Source organism: Citrobacter sp. Cf116 (genome assembly GCF_030336505.1).
GTDB classification, from domain to species: Bacteria; Pseudomonadota; Gammaproteobacteria; order Enterobacterales; family Enterobacteriaceae; genus Citrobacter; species Citrobacter freundii.
On sequence record NZ_JAOWEQ010000040.1, the window covers coordinates 1 to 19,212 of the forward strand.

At 53.1% G+C, this 19,212-nt stretch carries 17 protein-coding genes, 3 tRNA genes and 1 pseudogene; 15 read left to right on the forward strand and 6 right to left on the reverse strand.

All coding sequences use genetic code 11. The features are described from left to right. Positions 1 to 177: 177 nt before the first annotated feature. Positions 178 to 2,391 carry a 3'-5' exonuclease gene (locus OGV74_RS16715; protein WP_286521221.1) on the forward strand — a complete coding sequence of 738 codons (2,214 nt, stop codon included), beginning with the start codon at positions 178 to 180 and terminating at the stop codon, positions 2,389 to 2,391. Then, complete coding sequence (locus OGV74_RS16720; RefSeq protein ID WP_286521485.1) at positions 2,363 to 3,277, forward strand: tyrosine-type recombinase/integrase; 915 nt, start codon at positions 2,363 to 2,365, stop codon at positions 3,275 to 3,277. Before OGV74_RS16715 ends, OGV74_RS16720 begins: the two co-directional genes overlap by 29 nt. Positions 3,278 to 3,343: 66 nt before the next feature. Here OGV74_RS16720 and OGV74_RS16725 read toward each other — a convergent pair. Further along, positions 3,344 to 3,433 (reverse strand) — tRNA-Ser (locus OGV74_RS16725). 93 nt (positions 3,434 to 3,526) lie between these two features. Here OGV74_RS16725 and mtfA point away from each other — a divergent pair. Beyond that, on the forward strand, positions 3,527 to 4,291 hold the full coding sequence (gene mtfA / locus OGV74_RS16730) for a DgsA anti-repressor MtfA (RefSeq protein ID WP_003030306.1): 765 nt from the start codon (positions 3,527 to 3,529) through the stop codon (positions 4,289 to 4,291). Between the two features lie 132 nt (positions 4,292 to 4,423). Next, positions 4,424 to 4,499 (forward strand) — tRNA-Asn (locus OGV74_RS16735). Between the two features lie 140 nt (positions 4,500 to 4,639). On the opposite strand, the gene cbl is transcribed toward OGV74_RS16735, so the two are convergent. After that, a complete protein-coding gene (cbl, locus tag OGV74_RS16740) occupies positions 4,640 to 5,590 on the reverse strand; it encodes an HTH-type transcriptional regulator Cbl (protein ID WP_003846751.1) in 951 nt (316 codons plus the stop codon). A gap of 101 nt (positions 5,591 to 5,691) precedes the next feature. After that, the gene (nac, locus tag OGV74_RS16745) at positions 5,692 to 6,609 is read right to left on the reverse strand and encodes a nitrogen assimilation transcriptional regulator NAC (protein ID WP_003030855.1); all 918 of its coding nucleotides are present in this window, start codon (positions 6,607 to 6,609) and stop codon (positions 5,692 to 5,694) included. A 326-nt stretch (positions 6,610 to 6,935) separates the two neighbouring features. On the opposite strand from nac, the gene OGV74_RS16750 reads away from it, so the two are divergent. After that, positions 6,936 to 7,011, forward strand: a tRNA-Asn gene (locus OGV74_RS16750). 48 nt (positions 7,012 to 7,059) lie between these two features. On the opposite strand, the pseudogene OGV74_RS16755 reads toward OGV74_RS16750, so the two are convergent. Further along, a pseudogene (locus OGV74_RS16755) lies at positions 7,060 to 7,281 on the reverse strand (type II toxin-antitoxin system PemK/MazF family toxin); the annotation flags it as partial. A 223-nt stretch (positions 7,282 to 7,504) separates the two neighbouring features. Between OGV74_RS16755 and fecI the strand changes: the two are divergent. The 7 genes from fecI to fecE all read left to right on the forward strand — a co-directional run bounded on the left by fecI (position 7,505) and on the right by fecE (position 15,064). Next, positions 7,505 to 8,026 (forward strand): ferric citrate uptake sigma factor FecI, encoded by a 522-nt coding sequence (fecI, locus tag OGV74_RS16760; RefSeq protein ID WP_071697111.1) that lies wholly within the window; start codon positions 7,505 to 7,507, stop codon positions 8,024 to 8,026. After that, entirely contained in the window at positions 8,023 to 8,976 is a 954-nt protein-coding gene (fecR, locus tag OGV74_RS16765; RefSeq protein WP_032949020.1) for a ferric citrate uptake sigma factor regulator FecR, read from the forward strand. The genes fecI and fecR overlap by 4 nt, the downstream gene beginning before the upstream one ends. A gap of 86 nt (positions 8,977 to 9,062) precedes the next feature. After that, complete coding sequence (gene fecA / locus OGV74_RS16770; protein WP_086503961.1) at positions 9,063 to 11,387, forward strand: TonB-dependent Fe(3+) dicitrate receptor FecA; 2,325 nt, start codon at positions 9,063 to 9,065, stop codon at positions 11,385 to 11,387. Positions 11,388 to 11,445: 58 nt separating this feature from the next. Further along, positions 11,446 to 12,348, forward strand: a complete 903-nt coding sequence (locus OGV74_RS16775) for a Fe(3+) dicitrate ABC transporter substrate-binding protein FecB (protein WP_286521226.1) — start codon at positions 11,446 to 11,448, stop codon at positions 12,346 to 12,348. Then, positions 12,345 to 13,343, forward strand: a complete 999-nt coding sequence (gene fecC / locus OGV74_RS16780) for an iron-dicitrate ABC transporter permease FecC (RefSeq protein WP_286521228.1) — start codon at positions 12,345 to 12,347, stop codon at positions 13,341 to 13,343. The genes OGV74_RS16775 and fecC overlap by 4 nt, the downstream gene beginning before the upstream one ends. After that, entirely contained in the window at positions 13,340 to 14,296 is a 957-nt protein-coding gene (gene fecD, locus OGV74_RS16785; protein ID WP_086503958.1) for a Fe(3+) dicitrate ABC transporter permease subunit FecD, read from the forward strand. The genes fecC and fecD overlap by 4 nt, the downstream gene beginning before the upstream one ends. Next, on the forward strand, positions 14,297 to 15,064 hold the full coding sequence (fecE, locus tag OGV74_RS16790; RefSeq protein WP_286521231.1) for a Fe(3+) dicitrate ABC transporter ATP-binding protein FecE: 768 nt from the start codon (positions 14,297 to 14,299) through the stop codon (positions 15,062 to 15,064). It begins immediately after the preceding gene. A gap of 90 nt (positions 15,065 to 15,154) precedes the next feature. Here fecE and OGV74_RS23310 read toward each other — a convergent pair whose 3' ends face one another. After that, on the reverse strand, positions 15,155 to 15,370 hold the full coding sequence (locus OGV74_RS23310; RefSeq protein WP_003846779.1) for an AraC family transcriptional regulator N-terminal domain-containing protein: 216 nt from the start codon (positions 15,368 to 15,370) through the stop codon (positions 15,155 to 15,157). Then, positions 15,371 to 16,285 carry a LysR family transcriptional regulator gene (locus tag OGV74_RS16800; protein ID WP_086503957.1) on the reverse strand — a complete coding sequence of 305 codons (915 nt, stop codon included), beginning with the start codon at positions 16,283 to 16,285 and terminating at the stop codon, positions 15,371 to 15,373. Between the two features lie 114 nt (positions 16,286 to 16,399). Between OGV74_RS16800 and OGV74_RS16805 the strand changes: the two genes are divergently transcribed. From OGV74_RS16805 to OGV74_RS16815, 3 genes are read left to right on the forward strand one after another with little or no spacing between them, the layout of a single operon-like run. After that, the gene (locus OGV74_RS16805) at positions 16,400 to 17,308 is read left to right on the forward strand and encodes an alpha/beta hydrolase (RefSeq protein WP_286521234.1); all 909 of its coding nucleotides are present in this window, start codon (positions 16,400 to 16,402) and stop codon (positions 17,306 to 17,308) included. Between the two features lie 46 nt (positions 17,309 to 17,354). After that, positions 17,355 to 18,110, forward strand: a complete 756-nt coding sequence (locus OGV74_RS16810; protein WP_086503956.1) for an SDR family NAD(P)-dependent oxidoreductase — start codon at positions 17,355 to 17,357, stop codon at positions 18,108 to 18,110. Positions 18,111 to 18,148: 38 nt separating this feature from the next. Continuing rightward, a complete protein-coding gene (locus OGV74_RS16815) occupies positions 18,149 to 19,087 on the forward strand; it encodes an alpha/beta hydrolase (protein WP_086503955.1) in 939 nt (312 codons plus the stop codon). Positions 19,088 to 19,212: the final 125 nt, after the last annotated feature.

The following is a 19,212-nucleotide window of genomic DNA, read 5'->3' on the forward strand; positions in this document are numbered from 1 at the left end:
GCACAGCTGGCGCAGGGAAAATCCCCTACCCCATAAAGCACAAAACCCGCGCAAGGCGGGTTAAGTACCCGGTCAGCCGACCAAAGCTTTCCGGAACGAGTTTTGACCAATAACCACTACCTTAGGCGGCGATCATCAGCTGCCGGGTATCTTACAATCCTATGGAGCCCGAACGCAATGTTAACGTATGCGTATCTTATTAAAGCCAAAGCGAAAGCAACTGAGGCAAAAAACCTGTTTTGCTGGTTCTCTGCGAAATCAGATTCCCGTGCAGAACGCGAAATCCTCAATATTCTCGAAGACAACGATATTGCCGTCGGTCGTGGCGCCGACTATCAATTACCTGTCCGCACCAACTGGTTTGTTGTTGACGATCTTCCTGAGGAAAGCACACTTGATGACACATGGTGCGATCGTTACGAACTGGCAGAAGACCAGCAAACGTGGCAACTGAAACAGAAGCCGGATAATGAAAATCTGGAGGCTTCCAGCCAGCAAAAACCTGAAACCTCCAGTGCCAATGTACCCACCAGCGATGCGCCAGCATTGCTCCGCCCCATATCTCGCCTGCGCCTGTCTCAGCGGCTGATTGCGCACCTGTTAAATGACGGTGAAGAGAAGGAAATCAGTGAAGCGCGGCACGTCCAGATCGGGCAAATGGAACTGGACGAAAATGATCTCTATATACAAAACCTGTTACTGGCCGTTGCAAATGTGCCAGCGGCGAAAGAGCTTTCTGCTCATGTCGAGTGGAACCTGGCAAACGCAATAAAAGAAGTCTTCGACCGTGAGCAGGTCTATACCATTGCTTCATTTGAGGAATTTATTACCGAATGGATTGCGGAACCGAAAGCGCGGACTCAAACCGTGCAGGAGTGGGTTAACGATAAGAAAGCACGAATTGTGGGTGATGAGCCCACCGTTCCACCTGTAACGCCAGAACTCATTACCGTTGCGACTCTCCCGCTACGCCAGCGCCTTTTGGCTCAGTTTGTTTCTGATGAATATGCTTACCATATTGATACTGAACAGAAGAAAACCATTCAGGAACTTGAGCTGGATGTGGATAACAGCTACGTGCAAAATCTGCTGCTTGCCGCCGAGAATGTAGAACCATTCAGGAAAGCGCCAGAGATCGATATCTGGAAGATTGTCAGCGCGCTGAAAACCGTTTTTCCGGTTGATGGAAAACGAGTGGATTTGTCTACCGTAATTCAGTTCTTTAAGGCCTGGTTCAGTACTGAACACATTGACCGCGGGTTACTGGTTAAAGAGTGGTGTAAGGGCAATCGTGTCACGCAGATTCAGCGCTCTGATTCCGGAACGAACGCTGGTGGTGGCAATAAGACCGATCGTAACCCGGCACTTGTCCACACACTGGAAACTCTGGACATTGATATTGCGCTGGCCACGCTTCCAATGGATTTCAACATCTACGATATCCCGGGTGGCGTTTTCCGTCGAGCAAAAGAGATCATTGCTAAAAACGAAAGCCCGTTCAAAGAGTGGTCCGTCGCCCTGCGCAAACGTGCTGGCATCATGGATTATTCCCGTGCTGCTATTTTCGCGCTTATTCGCAGTGCAGAAGAAAACGCTCACCATTTCCCAGAGCTGCTGAGTCGTTACATCAATAAGAACCTGACGGAAACCGACCACCAGCACCCAACTGAAGAAACCCTGGCGGCAGCCGGTCACGTGCCAGAAAAAAGCTGGGAAAACGAGATTAACGAGAAAGTCACAGCTGAACAGAAGGCAGGAGTTGAACAACCAGAAATCGCCAACATGGGCAACGGCGTGTTCTCCATCGATGGCCTGATGGGGAACCAGCAAGCGCCAGCGCTTTCTGTCGTAGACCAGGTACGCCAGCGCGCCGTCGAGGATAAGTTACATCATACCCATACAGAGGAAGCCACCAGCGATGTGCAGATGGAAGAAACTGACAACAACGAAATCAAAGAAGTGTCTCAGAGCGAAACAGCAGTTTTGCCAGTTAAAAGCACTGATGCAACTGGTGACGCGTCAGCTTCCCTGAATAATGAACCCGTTCACCATATTGAAACGGATCCCCTGGACGCTTTCTATACTCACCTGATGGTTGATATGGAAACCATGGGTAACGGTCCTGATGCCCCAATAGTCTCTATCGGCGCTGTATTTTTTGATCCTTCAACTGGTAACACTGGCGCCGAATTTTACCAGGTTGTCAGTCTGGAGTCATCGATGTCGTTTGGCATGAAACCAGATGCGTCGACAATTCAGTGGTGGTTAAAACAATCATCTGAAGCCCGCTCTGCCATTCTTGTTGATGAAACTATGGGGCTGCGTGAATCCCTTGAACTTCTGGCTGACTTTATTGCTGAAAATGCTGCTAACGGTATGGGCGCGTTATGAGGAAGAAAAAGCCAAGCGTTCAGACGTAATGACATTTTCTAAATTATGGAAGTTATTCACCAGTAGCCCAGCTTTTGCTGAACTGGCTCCGCGGACACAGACTGATTACAGGTCATATGAAAAAAAACTGGTCCCAGTGTTCGGGAATATGCGAGCAGATGACATAAAAATTGAGATGGTCAGGATCTATATGGATAAACGTGGCCAACGCAGTATTAACCAGGCAAACCAGGAACTCGGCGGGATGTCGCGTGTTTTCTCATGGGGATATGAACGAGGGTACGTGAAAGGAAATCCGTGCAAAGGAGTACGCAAGTTCTCTTTAAAAGCCCGTGACGTGTACGTGACAGACGAAGAATATCAGGCAATTTATGAAGAGGCGGCACCAGCTCTCCGGGTTGGCATGGAGATATCTTACTTATGTGCAGCTCGCGTTTCCGATGTTCTTTCTCTCAAATGGTCGCAAGTAAGCGAGGAAGGCATTTTTATCCAGCAGGGAAAGACCGGGACTAAACAAATAAAAGTCTGGACTGAACGGCTTCATAACGCCATCGAACTTGCAAAAACTCTGGGTGGGCGGGAAACGGTTATCTGTAGCAGCAAAAAAACTAAATACTCGAAAAGTGGGTTTAACGATCTGTGGGAAACAGCAAGGGAAGCAGCAGGAAGAAAACTTGATAGAAAACTGCCGTGTACTTTTCATGATCTCAAAGCCAAGGGGATATCAGATTACGAAGGCTCGAGTAAGGACAAACAACTATTCTCAGGTCACAAAACTGAAAGCCAAGTTGTGGTTTATGACAGAAAAGTGAAAATTTCTCCCACACTGGATCTTCCAGTATTGGGCAAATCAGAAGATGATGATGGCGAGTTTTATACCAAGTGAATATACCAACACTATACCAAGTGTGACATGAGTCGTTGAAAGGAATTGAGCTAAGTGTTTGAATAGTGGCGGAGAGAGGGGGATTTGAACCCCCGGTAGAGTTGCCCCTACTCCGGTTTTCGAGACCGGTCCATTCAGCCGCTCTGGCATCTCTCCGTTTTGGCGGTTGCCATGATGCCAGGTAATTTGGCATTTTAACAGACCCCGTTCCGTCAATTTCGTTCAAGTGACGAGTTTGCGAGCAAAACGATGATTAAGTGGCCCTGGAAAGAGCAAGAAACAACCCGGAGTGACGACTGGCCGTGGGACGACGCCCTGGCTATTCCTCTTCTGGTGAATCTCACCGAGCAAGAACAAGCCAGACTTATCGCCCTGGCCGAGCGCTTTTTACAGCAAAAAAGATTGGTAGCGCTTCAGGGGTTTGAACTTGACCCGCTGAAAAGTGCGCGCATTGCGCTGCTTTTCTGTTTGCCTGTCCTGGAATTAGGGGTCGAGTGGCTCGACGGGTTTCATGAAGTTCTCATCTACCCTGCCCCGTTTGTCGTGGACGATGAATGGGAAGACGATATTGGGCTGGTGCATAATCAACGGGTTGTACAGTCCGGGCAGAGCTGGCAGCAAGGTCCGATAATCCTTAACTGGCTCGACATTCAGGATTCTTTTGATGCCTCCGGCTTTAATCTAATCATCCATGAAGTGGCACATAAGCTTGATATGCGTAATGGCGACCGCGCCAGCGGTATTCCGGCGATCCCTCTGCGAGATATTGCCGGTTGGGAGCACGACCTGTATGCCGCAATGAATAATATTCAGGATGAAATTGATCTGGTCGGTGAAACCGCGTGCAGTATAGATGCTTACGCAGCAACCGACCCGGCCGAATGCTTTGCCGTTCTATCGGAGTATTTCTTCAGTGCTCCTGAATTATTTGCGCCACGTTTTCCGGCCTTATGGCAGCGTTTTATTCAGTTTTACCGCCAGAACCCCATGGAGCGGTTACGCGATACCCGCTAAGATGGTCATTATCGCTCAGCAAATGTGCATTAACGCTGAATTTGAAGATTAATTAAGCAATTGAAATGACGCGCTAATTTTACTGTTGACACCTCATGGTGAGGTCAGTAATATGCGCCTCGTTCACACGATTCCTCTGTAGTTCAGTCGGTAGAACGGCGGACTGTTAATCCGTATGTCACTGGTTCGAGTCCAGTCAGAGGAGCCATATTTAAGAAGCCTGCTCAGGAAACTAAGCAGGCTTTTTGCTTTTCTGCGATCCCATTAGCCAGGTAGAGCGCTTCACTTCACCCCCAGGCTTTTCCATACTGGCAACGAGAGAAGCCCGTTTCTCACGGGCTTTTATTGTTAAATCTGATAATCAATCACCGCTTCATCTGGCTCCATCGCCTGACGCTTAATTTCATCAACGGATAACCCTGCGTTGCATAGCTCGATGAATCGCCAGACGTAGTTGCGCTGCAGTTGTCCGCGTTTAAGCCCTAGCCAAACAGTATTTGCATCAAACAAATGCCGGGTATCCAGACGGGTTAACGTCCCCTCTTCCTGCTCGCCGCTGGATTGCTCTGCCACCAGCCCAATCCCCAATCCCAGTGACACGTAAGTTTTAATCACATCCGAGTCCTGGGCACTGAGAATAATATCAGGTATCAGCCCCTTGCGAGCAAACGCCTCATCGATGCGGGAACGCCCTGTAATCCCCTGACGATAGGTAATTAACGGCCAGTGAGCGATGGACTCCAGCGTTAGCGGAGAAGCCTTCACTAATGGATGGTCCTGAGGAACAAGCAGGCTGTGGTGCCAACGAAACCAGGGAAAAGCCACCAACAATGGATCGCTGCTCAGCCGCTCACTGGCAATTCCGATATCTGCCCCGCCATTTTGTAGCAGGACATCAATCTCCTGTGGTGTGCCCTGAATAAGTTCCAGACGCACCTCAGGGAACAGCTCACGAAAGGCTTTTATCACCGCAGGCAAGCTATAGCGTGCCTGGGTATGCGTGGTGGCAATCGTCAGAACGCCGGACGTGTCATTGGTAAACAGATCCGCCAGTCGACGAACATTGCTGGCCTCATTCAGAATACGCTCGGCAATGATCAGCAAGGCTTTACCCGGTTCAGTCATGCCCAACAGGCGTTTACCGCGACGGATAAAAATTTCGATGCCAAGTTCATCTTCAAGTTCACGAATGTGTCGGCTGACGCCCGACTGCGAGGTGTACAGTATATTCGCGACCTCCGTCAGGTTGTAATCCTGACGGGCCGCCTCGCGGATTATTTTGAGCTGCTGGAAATTCACGTTTCACTCCGGGCACATCAGACATTACGCTATTGTTAAAGTCTGATGCCCGGCATAACAAATAATAAAAACCTGCATCTTATTCCTCGTGGGAATAAGGTTTAGCTGACCAGCTGCAATTCGCGATTTTCCAGCGCCGGACGGCTAACCAACGACAACAGGATCTCCTTCACTGCCTGTGCCTGGGGCGACAAGCTCCCTCTGGCTGATACGTTCAACGATAATGGCAGATTCATCGATGGGGTTGTGATGCGCGCCATCCAGCCGTTCGCTGCATTGCATAATGAACGGGCGGCCGACTCAGGCAACACTGTGACGCCCATACCACTGGCAATGGCGGCCGTCAGGGTGGAGATAGACTCAATTTCGCCAATCACTTTAGCCGTTAAGCGACGTAGCGAAAAAGCTTCATCCACGCGCAGGCGAACCGCGCTGTAATCCCGTGGCAAGAACAAATTCATCTGCGCCACCGCGGCTAAATCGACGCTTTGCCCCGGGCACTCACGCGTGCCGACCAGATACAGATCCTCTTTAAGCAACGGTTGACTGCTGATGCCCGCCACGGGTGAACGCTCATAGAGCACTGCCATATCTAATTGCCCGCTGAGCAGCTTGTCATTCAGAACTGCCCCACTATTTTCATGCAGATAAACCTGCACATCGGGCAGTTCGGCACGTAGCGTCTGTAATAACGGCATGGTAATGGATGACGCTGCTGTCCCCGGCGCAAGGCCGATAGAGACCTGGCCTGTCAAGGTCTGTCCCACGTTATTAACCGCAAGTTGCGCCTGTTCACACTGACGTAAAATCGTCCGGGCGTGGGTATATAACACTTTTCCTGCTTCCGTCGGCGTGACGCCACGCTTGGTACGAATCAGCAATTGCTGATCAAGCTCACCTTCCAGCGTAGCGACCTGCTGGCTCAGCGCGGGTTGCGCAATGTGCAATACTTCCGCTGCCTGGGTCAGGCTACCAATATCGACGATTTTCACGAAATATTTCAGTCGTCTAAAGTTCATTTTGCCTCCTGTCGGAATACCAGAACCCGTGCTGGCAGTCATTGAATTCAGGATTGCAAGATACTTGCCACTTTCGTCTAAAACGGTGTTTTATGGTTAAAGCCGCACAAAGTCAGGAGTAAAAGCGAAGGAAGATCATTCTGCACACCTAAATATCTCATTCAGGCTGCCCTGGAAGAGGTAGACACGCACCAGAATGGGGCAAAAGCATAAAAAGACGGAAAGATCGCCGCTTTGCTGATTTTGTCAGCAAACGAACACACAAATGTATTTACCCCTTTGACAAGCCTCACCACCCTCGCTAATATGCGCCTCGTTCAAACGATTCCTCTGTAGTTCAGTCGGTAGAACGGCGGACTGTTAATCCGTATGTCACTGGTTCGAGTCCAGTCAGAGGAGCCATATTTAAGAAGCCTGCTTAGGAAACTAAGCAGGCTTTTTGCTTTTATGCTATTGCTCATTGCGCATATCAAAGCCCCAGCTCAGTCTGGCCAACACTTCATTCATAATGACCGCAGGTATTTGTTCCAGGCGCTTGCCGTTCCGAGGTTCCATATCAATAGTTCTGGGCTGACCACGACGAATAACGCCCGTCGTTTTAGTGCCCGCATCATCCAGATAAACGCTAACACCAGCAGCATGAGCAAGGTTTCCGCCACTGGTGACAGGAAGTGAGGTGTCCGATTCTCACTCACAACAGACATGGTCAGATGTCATTCCAACCATCACATGCCAAAAGCAGACTCCTTTTCCCGTCTAGTATCCACATCATAAGATTTTTATAAAAAACAATGCGTTAATACGTTCAACGTAATACAATTATATTTCCAATTGTAATGATAACCATTCTCATATTACTATAATCGCGTGATAATTAACTTTTGATACATTCCGCATGTCTGACCACGCCACTACCACTGCTTCCTTTACGCTCGAGTCGCTTTATGGCGCACATCACGGCTGGCTGAAAAGCTGGCTGACGCGCAAACTCCAGTCCGCCTTTGATGCAGATGACATTGCCCAGGACACTTTTCTACGGGTAATGGGCAGCGGGTCGCTCTCGACGATCCGCGATCCGCGTTCCTTTCTGTGCACTCTCGCCAAACGGGTGATGGTCGACCTGTTTCGCCGAAACGCGCTGGAAAAAGCCTATCTGGAGATGCTGGCGCTGATGCCGGAGGCGCTCGCGCCTTCGCCCGAGGAACGCGAGAGTCAGCTCGAAACCCTGCAACTCATCGACAGCATGCTTGACGGGCTGAGCGGAAAAACACGCGAAGCGTTTCTCCTTTCGCAGTTGGATGGTCTGACCTACAGCAAAATAGCGCTAAAGCTCGGTGTTTCGGTCAGTTCAGTGAAAAAATATATGGCAAAGGCTATCGAACATTGTCTGCTGTTTCGTCTGGAGCACGGTCTGTGAACGCCTCTATCACCGATTCTCGCCGCCAGGCATTGCGCTCGGCATCACACTGGTATGCCGTATTGAGCGGCGAACGAGTCAGCCCACAGCAGGAGGCGCGCTGGCAACAATGGTACGAAGAGGACAAAGATCATCAGTGGGCCTGGCAACAGGTTGAAAACCTGCGTAGCCAGCTCAGCCGCGTACCGGGTGATATCGCCAGCCGGGCGCTGCACGATACGCGCCTTACCCGTCGTCATGTTATGAAAGGGCTACTGCTGCTGCTCGGCGTGGGCGGCGGCTGGCAGCTCTGGCAATCTGATGCCGGTGAAGGTCTGCGCGCGGATTACCGCACCGCCAAAGGCGCTGTCAGTCATCAGCGGCTGGAAGATGGCTCGCTGCTGACGCTCAACACACAAAGCGCCGCGGACGTTCGTTTTGATACACGTCAACGCGCTGTCCATCTCTGGTACGGCGAAATTGCGATTACTACCGCAAAAGACGCGCAGCAGAGACCTTTCCACGTTGTGACCCGCCAGGGCCGGCTCACCGCGTTAGGCACAGAATTTACCGTCTACCAGCAGGACAACGTCACACGCGTTACCGTTCAACAACACGCGGTTGAAGTCTTACTGGCAAACCGTCCGCAGGAAAAACGCATCGTCAGCGCTGGCGAGAGCCTGCAGTTTAGCGCGTCTGAATTTGGTGCAATTACCTCAGCGGATGATGAAAGCGCCGCCTGGACGCAGGGCATTCTGAGCTTTAGCGATAAACCACTGGGTGAAGTGATTGCCACGCTGAGCCGTTATCGCAACGGCGTGCTGCGTTGCGATCCGGCGGTGGCCGGGCTGCGCCTGAGTGGCACTTTCCCGCTGAAAAATACCGATGTGATTCTGGATATTATTGCCCAGACACTTCCAGTGAAAATTCAGACTATTACGCGATACTGGGTCAATATTTTGGCACTGTAAGAAAAATAATTCTCATTTTCATTGTCCTTTTTCCCCTTCTCATTCGACTCATAGCTGAACACAACAAAAATGATGATGGAGAAGGTATGACGCCTTTACGCGTTTTTAGCAAAACAACACCTTTGGTTAACGCCATTCGCCTGAGCCTGCTGCCGCTGGCTGGGCTCTCGTTATCCGCTTTCGCAGCGCAGATTGATATTGCACCAGGCTCACTCGATAAAGCGCTAAACCAATATGCCGCACGCAGCGGAATTACCCTGTCTGTTGACGCCAGCCTGACGCGCGGCAAACACAGCAACGGTTTGCACGGCGATTACGATGTTGAGAGTGGTTTGCAGCAGCTGCTCCTGGGCAGTGGCCTGCAGGTGAAGCCGTTAGGGAATAACAGCTGGACGCTCGAACACGTTCCTGCGCCGCAGGAAGATGCGCTCACGGTTGTGGGCGACTGGCTGGGCGATGCGCGCGAAAACGACGTTTTCGAACATGCTGGCGCACGTGACGTTATCCGCCGTGAAGATTTCGCCAAAACCGGCGCGACGACCATGCGCGAGGTGTTGAACCGTATTCCTGGCGTTACCGCCCCGGAAAATAACGGCACCGGTAGCCACGATCTGGCGATGAACTTTGGTATTCGCGGCCTGAACCCGCGCCTGGCCAGCCGTTCAACGGTACTGATGGACGGTATTCCGGTGCCGTTTGCCCCTTACGGCCAGCCGCAGCTTTCCCTGGCACCTGTTTCGCTCGGAAATATGGACGCCATCGATGTGGTGCGCGGCGGCGGTGCTGTGCGTTACGGGCCGCAGAGCGTGGGCGGCGTGGTGAACTTTGTCACCCGCGCCATTCCGCAAGACTTCGGTATCGAAGCCGGCATGGAAGGCCAGCTCAGCCCAACGTCCTCACAAAATAATCCAAAAGAGACGCACAACCTGATGGTGGGCGGCACGGCGGATAACGGTTTTGGTACCACCCTGCTTTACTCCGGCACCCGCGGCAGCGACTGGCGCGAGCACAGCGCGACGCGCATCGACGACCTGATGCTGAAAAGCAAATATGCGCCGAATGACGTGCATACTTTCAACAGCCTGCTGCAATACTACGACGGAGAAGCCGACATGCCCGGCGGCCTGTCGCGCGCGGATTACAACGCCGACCGCTGGCAGTCCACGCGCCCTTACGATCGCTTCTGGGGGCGCCGCAAGCTGGCAAGCCTCGGCTATCAGTTTCAGCCGGACAGCCAGCATAAATTCAATATTCAGGGCTTCTACACCGAAACCCTGCGTAGCGGCTACCTGGAACAGGGCAAACGCCTCACCCTTTCACCGCGTAACTACTGGGTACGCGGCATTGAACCGCGCTACAGTCAGAGCTTTATGGTGGGTCCTTCCGCGCACGAAGTGGGCGTGGGATACCGCTATGTGAGCGAGTCGACGCATGAAATGCGTTACTACACCGCCACCAGCAGCGGACAACTCCCGTCCAGCGCTAGCCCATACGATCGCGACACCCGTTCCGGCACCGAAGCGCACGCCTGGTATCTGGATGACAAAATCGACATTGGCAACTGGACTATCACACCGGGTATGCGCTTTGAACATATCGAGTCATACCAGAACAACGCCATCAAAGGCACACATGAAGAAGTGAGTTACAACGCCCCACTTCCGGCGCTAAACGTGCTTTATCACCTGACTGATAGCTGGAATCTTTATGCAAACACTGAAGGCTCATTCGGCACCGTACAGTACAGCCAAATTGGCAAGGCTGTGCAAAGCGGCAATGTGGAACCGGAAAAAGCGCGAACCTGGGAGCTCGGAACCCGATACGACGATGGCGCGCTGACAGCGGAAATGGGGCTGTTCCTGATTAACTTTAATAATCAGTACGACTCCAACCAGACCAACGACACCGTAACCGCACGGGGTAAAACGCGCCATACCGGGCTGGAAACCCAGGCCCGCTATGACCTCGGCACGCTGACGCCAACGCTCGACAACGTTTCGGTCTACGCAAGCTATGCGTATGTGAACGCCGAGATCCGCGAGAAAGGCGACACCTACGGCAACCAGGTGCCGTTCTCGCCGAAACACAAAGGCACATTGGGCGTGGACTATAAACCGGGTAGCTGGACGTTCAACCTGAATAGCGATTTCCAGTCCAGCCAGTTTGCGGATAACGCCAACACCGTGAAAGAGAGCGCCGACGGCAGTACTGGTCGCATCCCTGGCTTTATGCTCTGGGGCGCACGCGTAGCTTATGATTTTGGTCCGCAAATGGCAGACCTGAACCTGGCGTTCGGCGTGAAGAATATCTTCGACCAGGCGTACTTCACCCGCTCTTATGACGACAACAACAAAGGCATCTACGCAGGCCAGCCGCGCACGCTGTATATGCAGGGGTCGTTGAAGTTCTAATTCACACCGATTTCGTTGGCCGGGTAAGCGCAGCGCCACCCGGCTTTCAGGAGCACCGATGTTCACATTTATCCGCACACTTTTCGCCGCTCTGCTGCTGGTCACCAGCCACGCTTTTGCCGCCACGGTTCAGGACGAACATGGCACCTTTACGCTTGATAAAACGCCACAGCGGATAGTGGTACTGGAGCTGTCGTTCGCGGACGCGCTGGCTGCCGTCGATGTCAGTCCGGTCGGCATTGCCGACGATAACGATGCCACGCGCATTCTTCCCGAAGTTCGCGCCCATCTGAAACCCTGGCAGTCTGTCGGCACGCGTGCGCAGCCGAGTTTAGAAGCCATTAGCGCGCTGAAACCGGACCTGATCATTGCCGACAGCAGCCGTCATGCGGGTATTTTCAGCGCCTTACAACAAATTGCACCGGTGCTGCTGCTGAAATCTCGCAATGAAACCTACGCTGAAAATCTTCAGTCTGCGGCCATCATCGGCGAGATTGTGGGCAAAAAGGCACAGATGCAGTCACGCCTGGCGAAACACCAACAAAAGATGTCAGCGTGGGCCAGCCAGTTGCCAAAAGGCACGCTGGTGTTATTTGGTACGTCCCGGGAGCAGCAGTTTAACCTTCACACGCAGGAGACCTGGACCGGAAGCGTATTGACCGCTCTGGGGCTGACGGTGCCGGCGGCAATATCCGGTGCGTCTATGCCGTCTATCGGTCTGGAGCAGTTGCTGGCGCTCAATCCTGCATGGCTGCTGGTCGCACATTATCGCGAAGAGAGCATCGTGAAACGCTGGCAGCAGGACCCGCTGTGGCAGATGTTAACGGCTGCGCAAAAACAGCAGACGGCGTCAGTCGACAGTAACGCCTGGGCGCGGATGCGCGGTATTTTTGCGGCCGAACGTATTGCCAGCGACACGGTAAAAATCTTCCATCACCAGCCTTTATCCGATGTGAAATGACGGTTCTTAGACATCCAGCGCTGCAGTGGGGTCTTCCCCTTGCTGCGCTTATCACTCTCTTCTGGCTGAGTCTGTTTTGCTACTCGGCCATTCCTGTTTCTGGCGTTGACGCCATTCACGCTCTGCTGCCGGGCCATACGCCCACGCTTGCGCAAGCGCTGGTGCAAAACCTACGTCTGCCGCGAAGCCTGGTCGCCATTCTGATCGGCGCAAGCCTGGCTCTCGCGGGAACGCTGCTGCAGACTTTGACGCATAATTCAATGGCATCTCCTCCGCTGCTCGGTATTAACAGCGGCGCGGCGCTGGCGATGGCACTGACCAGCGCGCTCAGCCCCGTGCCCGTCGCGGGTTACTCCATCGCCTTTATCGCCGCCTGTGGCGGCGGCGTAAGCTGGCTGCTGGTGATGACCGCAGGCGGCGGGTTTCGCCATACCCAGGACAGAAACAAACTGATCCTCGCGGGTATCGCGTTCTCGGCGTTTTGCATGGCCCTGACCCGCATCACCCTGCTGCTGACGGAAGATCACGCTTACGGCATTTTATACTGGCTCGCGGGAGGCGTATCCCACGCACGCTGGCAGGAGTTCTGGCAGCTTTTCCCGGTGGTGGCAGTTGCTATACCGGTGGTGTTGCTGCTGGCCAATCAACTGAATCTGCTTAACGTCAGCGACAGCACCGCCCGTACGCTGGGGGTGAATCTGCCGAAGCTGCGTTTAATCATCAACATTCTGATGCTGCTTCTGGTCGGTACCTGCGTCAGCGTGGCCGGGCCGGTGGCGTTTATCGGTCTGTTGATGCCGCATCTGGCTCGCTTCTGGGTAGGATTCGACCAGCGCAAGGTCCTGCCGATGAGCATACTGATGGGCGCCACGCTGATGCTAGTGGCGGATGTTCTGGCCCGCGCGCTGGCCTTCCCTGGCGAATTACCCGCGGGGGCTGTGGTGGCTCTGATTGGTGCGCCCTGCTTTGTCTGGCTGGTCAGGAGGCGTGGTTGAAAATTGTGTTAGTCATTTTTATCGCCCTCGCACTGGCAGGATTTTCGCTGCTGTCTCTGCAAATGGGGGTGATCGCCGTTCCCTGGCGCGCCCTGCTGACCGACTGGCAGGCCGGGCGTGAGTATCATTACGTGTTAACGGCGTACCGCCTGCCGCGACTGCTGCTGGCGTTGTTTGTCGGTGCAGCCCTCGCGGTTGCAGGCGTTCTGGTACAAGGAGTCGTTCGTAACCCTCTGGCGTCGCCGGATATTCTCGGCGTAAACCATGCCGCCAGCCTTGCCTCTGTGGGCGCACTGCTTCTCGTACCGTCACTGCCGGTGATTGCTCTGCCGCTGCTGGCCTTTGCCGGTGGCATGGTGGGCCTGATCCTGCTGAGAATGCTGGCGAACACCAGCCAGCCGATGAAGCTGGCACTCACGGGTATCGCGCTGTCTGCCTGCTGGGCCAGTCTGACGGACTGGCTGATGCTTTCGCGCCCGCAGGATGTGAACAGCGCTCTGCTGTGGCTAACCGGCAGCTTATGGGGCCGTGACTGGAGCTTTGTGAAGATTGCCGTCCCGCTGCTGATGTTGTTTCTGCCGCTGAGCCTGAGTTTTTGCCGCGATCTCGACCTTCTGGCACTGGGCGATGCGCGCGCCACCACGCTCGGTATGTCGGTGCCGCGTATCCGGTTCCTGGCTTTGCTACTGGCCGTCGCCATGACATCTACCGGCGTGGCCGTCTGCGGCCCAATTAGTTTTATTGGTCTTGTGGTGCCGCATATGGTGCGCAGTATTACCGGTGGGCGTCACCGCTGGCTGCTGCCCATATCGGCCATGACAGGTGCGTTGCTGCTGGTGGTTGCCGACCTGCTGGCACGAATTACTCATCCCCCGCTGGAGCTTCCGGCTGGCGTACTGACCGCCATTATCGGTGCACCGTGGTTTGTCTGGCTGCTTGTGAGAATGCGATAAATGACATTACGAACTGAAAATCTGACGGTCTGTTACGGTACAAACAAGATCCTTGATGGCGTTTCACTCGCCCTACCAGCGGGGAAGACAACCGCCCTGCTCGGCCCTAACGGCTGCGGGAAATCGACGTTGCTAAACTGTTTTTCACGGCTGTTAGCGCCGCAATCCGGCGGCGTATTTCTCGGCGATAATGCCATCAACACGCTCTCATCACGCCAGCTAGCCCGCAGGCTGGCGCTGCTGCCCCAGCACCATTTAACGCCAGAGGGGATCACCGTCCAGGAGCTTGTTTCGTACGGTCGCAACCCGTGGTTGTCACTCTGGGGGCGCCTCTCCGTTGAAGACAATGCGCGGGTCCAAGATGCTATGCACCAGACTCGGATCCAACATCTTGCCGACCGACGGTTAACCGATCTTTCCGGCGGTCAGCGCCAGCGCGCCTTTCTGGCGATGGTCCTGGCCCAGAATACACCCGTCATACTACTCGATGAGCCAACCACCTATCTCGATATCAATCACCTGGTGGAACTAATGCGGTTGATGGGCGAACTCCGGGCTCAGGGGAAAACGGTGGTCGCAGTGCTGCACGACCTTAATCAGGCCAGCCGGTACTGCGATCATCTGGTGGTAATGGCGAACGGACATATTATGGCGCAAGGCACACCAGAAGCGGTGATGAACCCTGGATTGCTGAGAACCGTATTCAACGTGGATACGGAAATACACCCCGAGCCAGTATCTGGTAGGCCGATGTGTGTAGTGAGGTAAATGACACAAGCTGTAATGGTACCATGGTCTCAACAGGTCGCCTTTCATATCACTTGCGCTGTGATGACTTCACCCTGCCCAGGTAACATTTCAACTGTTCTGAGCTGAATAATATTGCAGCGTTCTGTCATCAATCATCATGCGTTTAGGACCAGTCAAAACCATGTTAATCATCGGTTCATAAACTGCAGACAGGCGGTGTTCAGGGATTACTCTCAGCACCATAGCAACCCGTGAAATGCAGGTTTCGGTACGCTGATTATCCGTGGCTAATGCAAGTTCTCGTAACTTCGGTAATTTTTGCATTTAACGAGTGATAACACGTCGCTGTAATGCGGGCATTCTCAGCGCTTCAACAATGATATTAAACGCAGCCGAGGATTTCAGCCGGCTGGTGTAATACAGATAATACCCCGGGAAAGTGATAGTGAAGTCGTCCAGAACGGTGAGCAGTCGGCCAGAGGCGATATCATCCTGCACTAATGCCTGCGGAACATAAGCCAGCCCGTAACCGTCAAGACAGGCCTGATGAACCTGATTGATGCCGTTAACGATAACCTGCCCCTGAACGCGCAACTTTTGCTCTTGCCCGTTAATTAAAAACGTCCACGGCAAATTCTGACCATGAGTGGGTAACTGTAAATTGATACACGGCAGCGTCAGCAATTGTGCGGGAGTTGTCGGGAAATCCTGTTCCTGCAGACACTGAGGCGAGGCTACGACCACCATACGGTGTTCCGCGCTAATCGGAATGGCCACCATATCCTGGGCTATCAAGCCACCTCGCCGCACGCCGGCATCAAAACGCTCTTTGGCGATATCAACCAGGCCATAATCAGTGATCAGTTCCAGGTGAATATCAGGATAGTCCTTCAAAACCGGTGCCAGTTTTGGCCACAGAACCTGCTGGATAGCGTATTCATCGGCAGATATACGCACTCTGCCCGCGGGTTTATCCCGCAGGTCAGCAAGCTGATCAAGACCGGTAGAAATTTCTTCGATAGCCGGGCCAATCAACTGTGCCAGACGCTCTCCCGCCTCCGTCAGAGTCAGGCTCCGCGTCGTGCGATTAAGTAACTTTAGCTGCAGACGCGCTTCAAGATTCCCGATAGTCTGACTCACCGCCGACTGTGATGTCCCTGATTTCACTGCCGCCCGCGTGAAGCTTCCCTCCTGAACAACCGTCAGGAAGGTGATCAGGTCGTTAAGATTCTCTTTCATTGATTAATAAGCCACGCTAATAACTGACATCAAATTATCCACGCTAATCAAATGAACTGTCCAGTTCTATCATCATTTCACCGTCACAACACACGTCGACTCCGGGGGGACAAAATGATGAAATCCATTCGCTTTACCAATGCCGAAATCACCATGGCGGGGAATCTGTTCCTGCCCGAGAATTTTAACGAATCCGCATGCTATCCAGCTATTGTGGTCGTTCACCCGAGCGGCGGCGTCAAAGAACAAACGTCAGGCCTGTATGCTGAAGAACTGGCGCGTCATGGCTACATTACCCTGGCGTTTGATGCCGCTTATCAGGGTGAAAGCAGCGGAGAACCTCGTCAGCTTGAAAACCCATATCACCGGGTGGAAGATATCAGCGCAGCTATAGACTATCTGGTGGCTCAGCACTGCGTCGATGAGCAGCGAATCGGTGTCGTTGGCATCTGCGCTGGCGGCGGCTATGCCATTCACGCCACCATGCTGGATCGCCGAATTAAAGCACTTGGCACCGTCAGCGCCGTTAACTATGGCGACATGTATCGCCAGGGATGGGAAGGCAATCAACAGCCTGCATCATCCCTTGAACTTCTGCAAATGGCTGCGGAACAACGTACTGCGGAGGCAAAAGGCGCAGCCACTGGCTATCTGCCCACCACCCCAAGCTCCGTAGAGGAGTCACAAAACAGGGATTTTGCTGAGGCTTATGAGTATTACCGTACGCCACGAGCGATGCACCGAAACGCACCCAGTCGATTCACCACTCGTAGCCTTGCTCAGCTGGTTACCTATGATGCCTTCAACCTCGCCAATATTTTTTTGACTCAGCCCATGCTGGTAATTGCGGGCAGCGAGGCGGGAACGCGCTGGATGACGGAAGAGATTTATCAGCGAGCCGCAAGCCAGAATAAAAACCTGCATATCGTTAATGGTGCTACCCATATCGCCATGTATGACCAGCCTGAATATGTGTCGGAAGCGGCAGGCAAATTTGTCTCTTTCTTCGCAGAACACCTGTAGACCCACGCCTTGCCCACCGGGCTACCACTGACCAGAGAACGACATCATGAAATATACCCTTATCACCGGCGCCAGTTCAGGCATCGGCAAAGCCCTTAGCTATAAGTTCGCTTCTCGCGGCTACAACCTGATTCTCACCGCCCGGCGCGAGGACGAGTTGCAGAAACTTAAACAGGATATTGAAAGCCGGTATGCGATGCAGGTCATCACAAAACCGTGCGATCTGGCTCAGGAAGGCCAGGCAGAACACCTGTATCGCCAGTTGGCTGATTTCGATCTCGTTATGCTTATCAATAATGCGGGGTTTGGCGATTTCTCCATGCCCTGGGATATCGATTTAGCGAAAGCGACCCGGATGCTGGATTTAAATGTTAAGGCCCTGACCACGCTCTCCCTTCTGTATACACGGGATTATGCCGATCGGGAGGCGACGCTGATTAACGTGTCATCCGTCGGCGGTTATTCACTCTTTGATATCGCCGTTACCTATTGCGCGACTAAGTTCTTTGTTGCCGCATTTACCGAGGGACTGGCGCAGAATCTGCGTGACAAGGGCAAAAAAATGCGGGCTAAGGTGATCGCGCCAGGTCCAACACAGAGTGAATTCGTTGTTCATTCTTCAGACAATGGTGGCATCAGTGGCGATGGATTGTTTGCCGAGGAGTCATTCATTACCGCGGAAAAGCTGGCGGATTACACATGGCAACTGTTTGACAGCGACAGTACGGTGGGCATCGTCAATACCGACCGCCAGTTGATGCTTAAGTCACCCGTCTATCCTTACATTAACGTCCCGCATTAATGCTCAGAACGTCGCCATTAACTTGAGGAACTCCTGCTATGTCTCATGAACAAGTCGTTTCATTCCGGCACAACAGCTGGCAAGTTGCCGCCACTCTCCGCTTACCTGAGGGATTTGATGCCAACCAGAAATACCCGGCGATTGTTTGCGCCCATCCTATCAGCAGTTGTAAAGAACAGACATCCGGCGCAGTCTACGGCCAGAAGCTGACTGAAGCTGGATTTATTACTCTTGCTTTCGATGCCTCTACCCAGGGTGAAAGTGGGGGTGAACCACGCTTTAGCGAAAATCCATCCACCCGCGTGGAAGACTTTCGCTGCGCGATAGACTATCTGGTGACTTTAGCCTACGTGGATGAAGATCGTATTGGGGTTTTAGGCGTTTGTGGCGGCGGTGGATATGCCGTTAGCGCCGCTACCATTGATCACCGTTTCAAAGCCGTTGCCACTGTGGTTGCCGCCAATTATGGGCGCATTATGCGTGAGGGGGACTCCAGTCCGGATGCCGCGCTCAGAACGATTGACGCGCTGGGTAAACAGCGTACTGCTGAAGCTCGGGGAGCCGCTGCTCTTGTTGTCGGTTATATTCCTGACAATGCAGAAGCGTTGGCGAATGCGAACATCAACGATATCGGCCTCATTGAGGCAGTTGATTACTACACGACCCCGCGCGGGCAAAAGCCAGGCTCGCCTAACAAACTGCGACTTACCAGCACCGCACCGGCCTTAAACTGGGATGCTTTTGCCTTTACGGAAAAGCTACTGATACAGCCATTACATATTGTTATTGGCGATGTTCCTGGTGGTTTTGGTTCTTATCGCGACGGTTATGAACTTTATCAGCGCGCGCGCTCCGTTGAGAAGACGCTGCAGGTTGTGAAAGGGGTATCTCACTATGATCTGTATGATCGTCCGGAAGCGACGGCACAAGCGCTGTCGGAGATTATTCCATTCTTTAATAAACATTTAGGCACATAAGTGGCATAACCTTTTGTTTACGCGCATTCTTAGCCATTACCCGGCCGTGCAAGCCATGGTCGGGTGTTAAAAATTGGCCTCATTCTGCTGCCTGGAAGCGAGAAAAAAGTCAGCGCTGATCTCTG

Bases quoted from the DNA above. Each gene is read 5' to 3' on its own strand.
- OGV74_RS16715 (WP_286521221.1), top strand. From the start codon at position 178: ATGTTAACGTATGCGTATCTTATTAAAGCCAAAGCGAAAGCAACTGAG.
- OGV74_RS16720 (WP_286521485.1), top strand. From the start codon at position 2,363: ATGCTGCTAACGGTATGGGCGCGTTATGAGGAAGAAAAAGCCAAGCGT.
- mtfA (WP_003030306.1), top strand. From the start codon at position 3,527: ATGATTAAGTGGCCCTGGAAAGAGCAAGAAACAACCCGGAGTGACGAC.
- nac (WP_003030855.1), bottom strand. From the start codon at position 6,609: ATGAACTTTAGACGACTGAAATATTTCGTGAAAATCGTCGATATTGGT.
- fecI (WP_071697111.1), top strand. From the start codon at position 7,505: ATGTCTGACCACGCCACTACCACTGCTTCCTTTACGCTCGAGTCGCTT.
- fecA (WP_086503961.1), top strand. From the start codon at position 9,063: ATGACGCCTTTACGCGTTTTTAGCAAAACAACACCTTTGGTTAACGCC.
- OGV74_RS16775 (WP_286521226.1), top strand. From the start codon at position 11,446: ATGTTCACATTTATCCGCACACTTTTCGCCGCTCTGCTGCTGGTCACC.
- fecC (WP_286521228.1), top strand. From the start codon at position 12,345: ATGACGGTTCTTAGACATCCAGCGCTGCAGTGGGGTCTTCCCCTTGCT.
- fecE (WP_286521231.1), top strand. From the start codon at position 14,297: ATGACATTACGAACTGAAAATCTGACGGTCTGTTACGGTACAAACAAG.
- OGV74_RS23310 (WP_003846779.1), bottom strand. From the start codon at position 15,370: ATGCAAAAATTACCGAAGTTACGAGAACTTGCATTAGCCACGGATAAT.
- OGV74_RS16800 (WP_086503957.1), bottom strand. From the start codon at position 16,285: ATGAAAGAGAATCTTAACGACCTGATCACCTTCCTGACGGTTGTTCAG.
- OGV74_RS16805 (WP_286521234.1), top strand. From the start codon at position 16,400: ATGATGAAATCCATTCGCTTTACCAATGCCGAAATCACCATGGCGGGG.
- OGV74_RS16810 (WP_086503956.1), top strand. From the start codon at position 17,355: ATGAAATATACCCTTATCACCGGCGCCAGTTCAGGCATCGGCAAAGCC.
- OGV74_RS16815 (WP_086503955.1), top strand. From the start codon at position 18,149: ATGTCTCATGAACAAGTCGTTTCATTCCGGCACAACAGCTGGCAAGTT.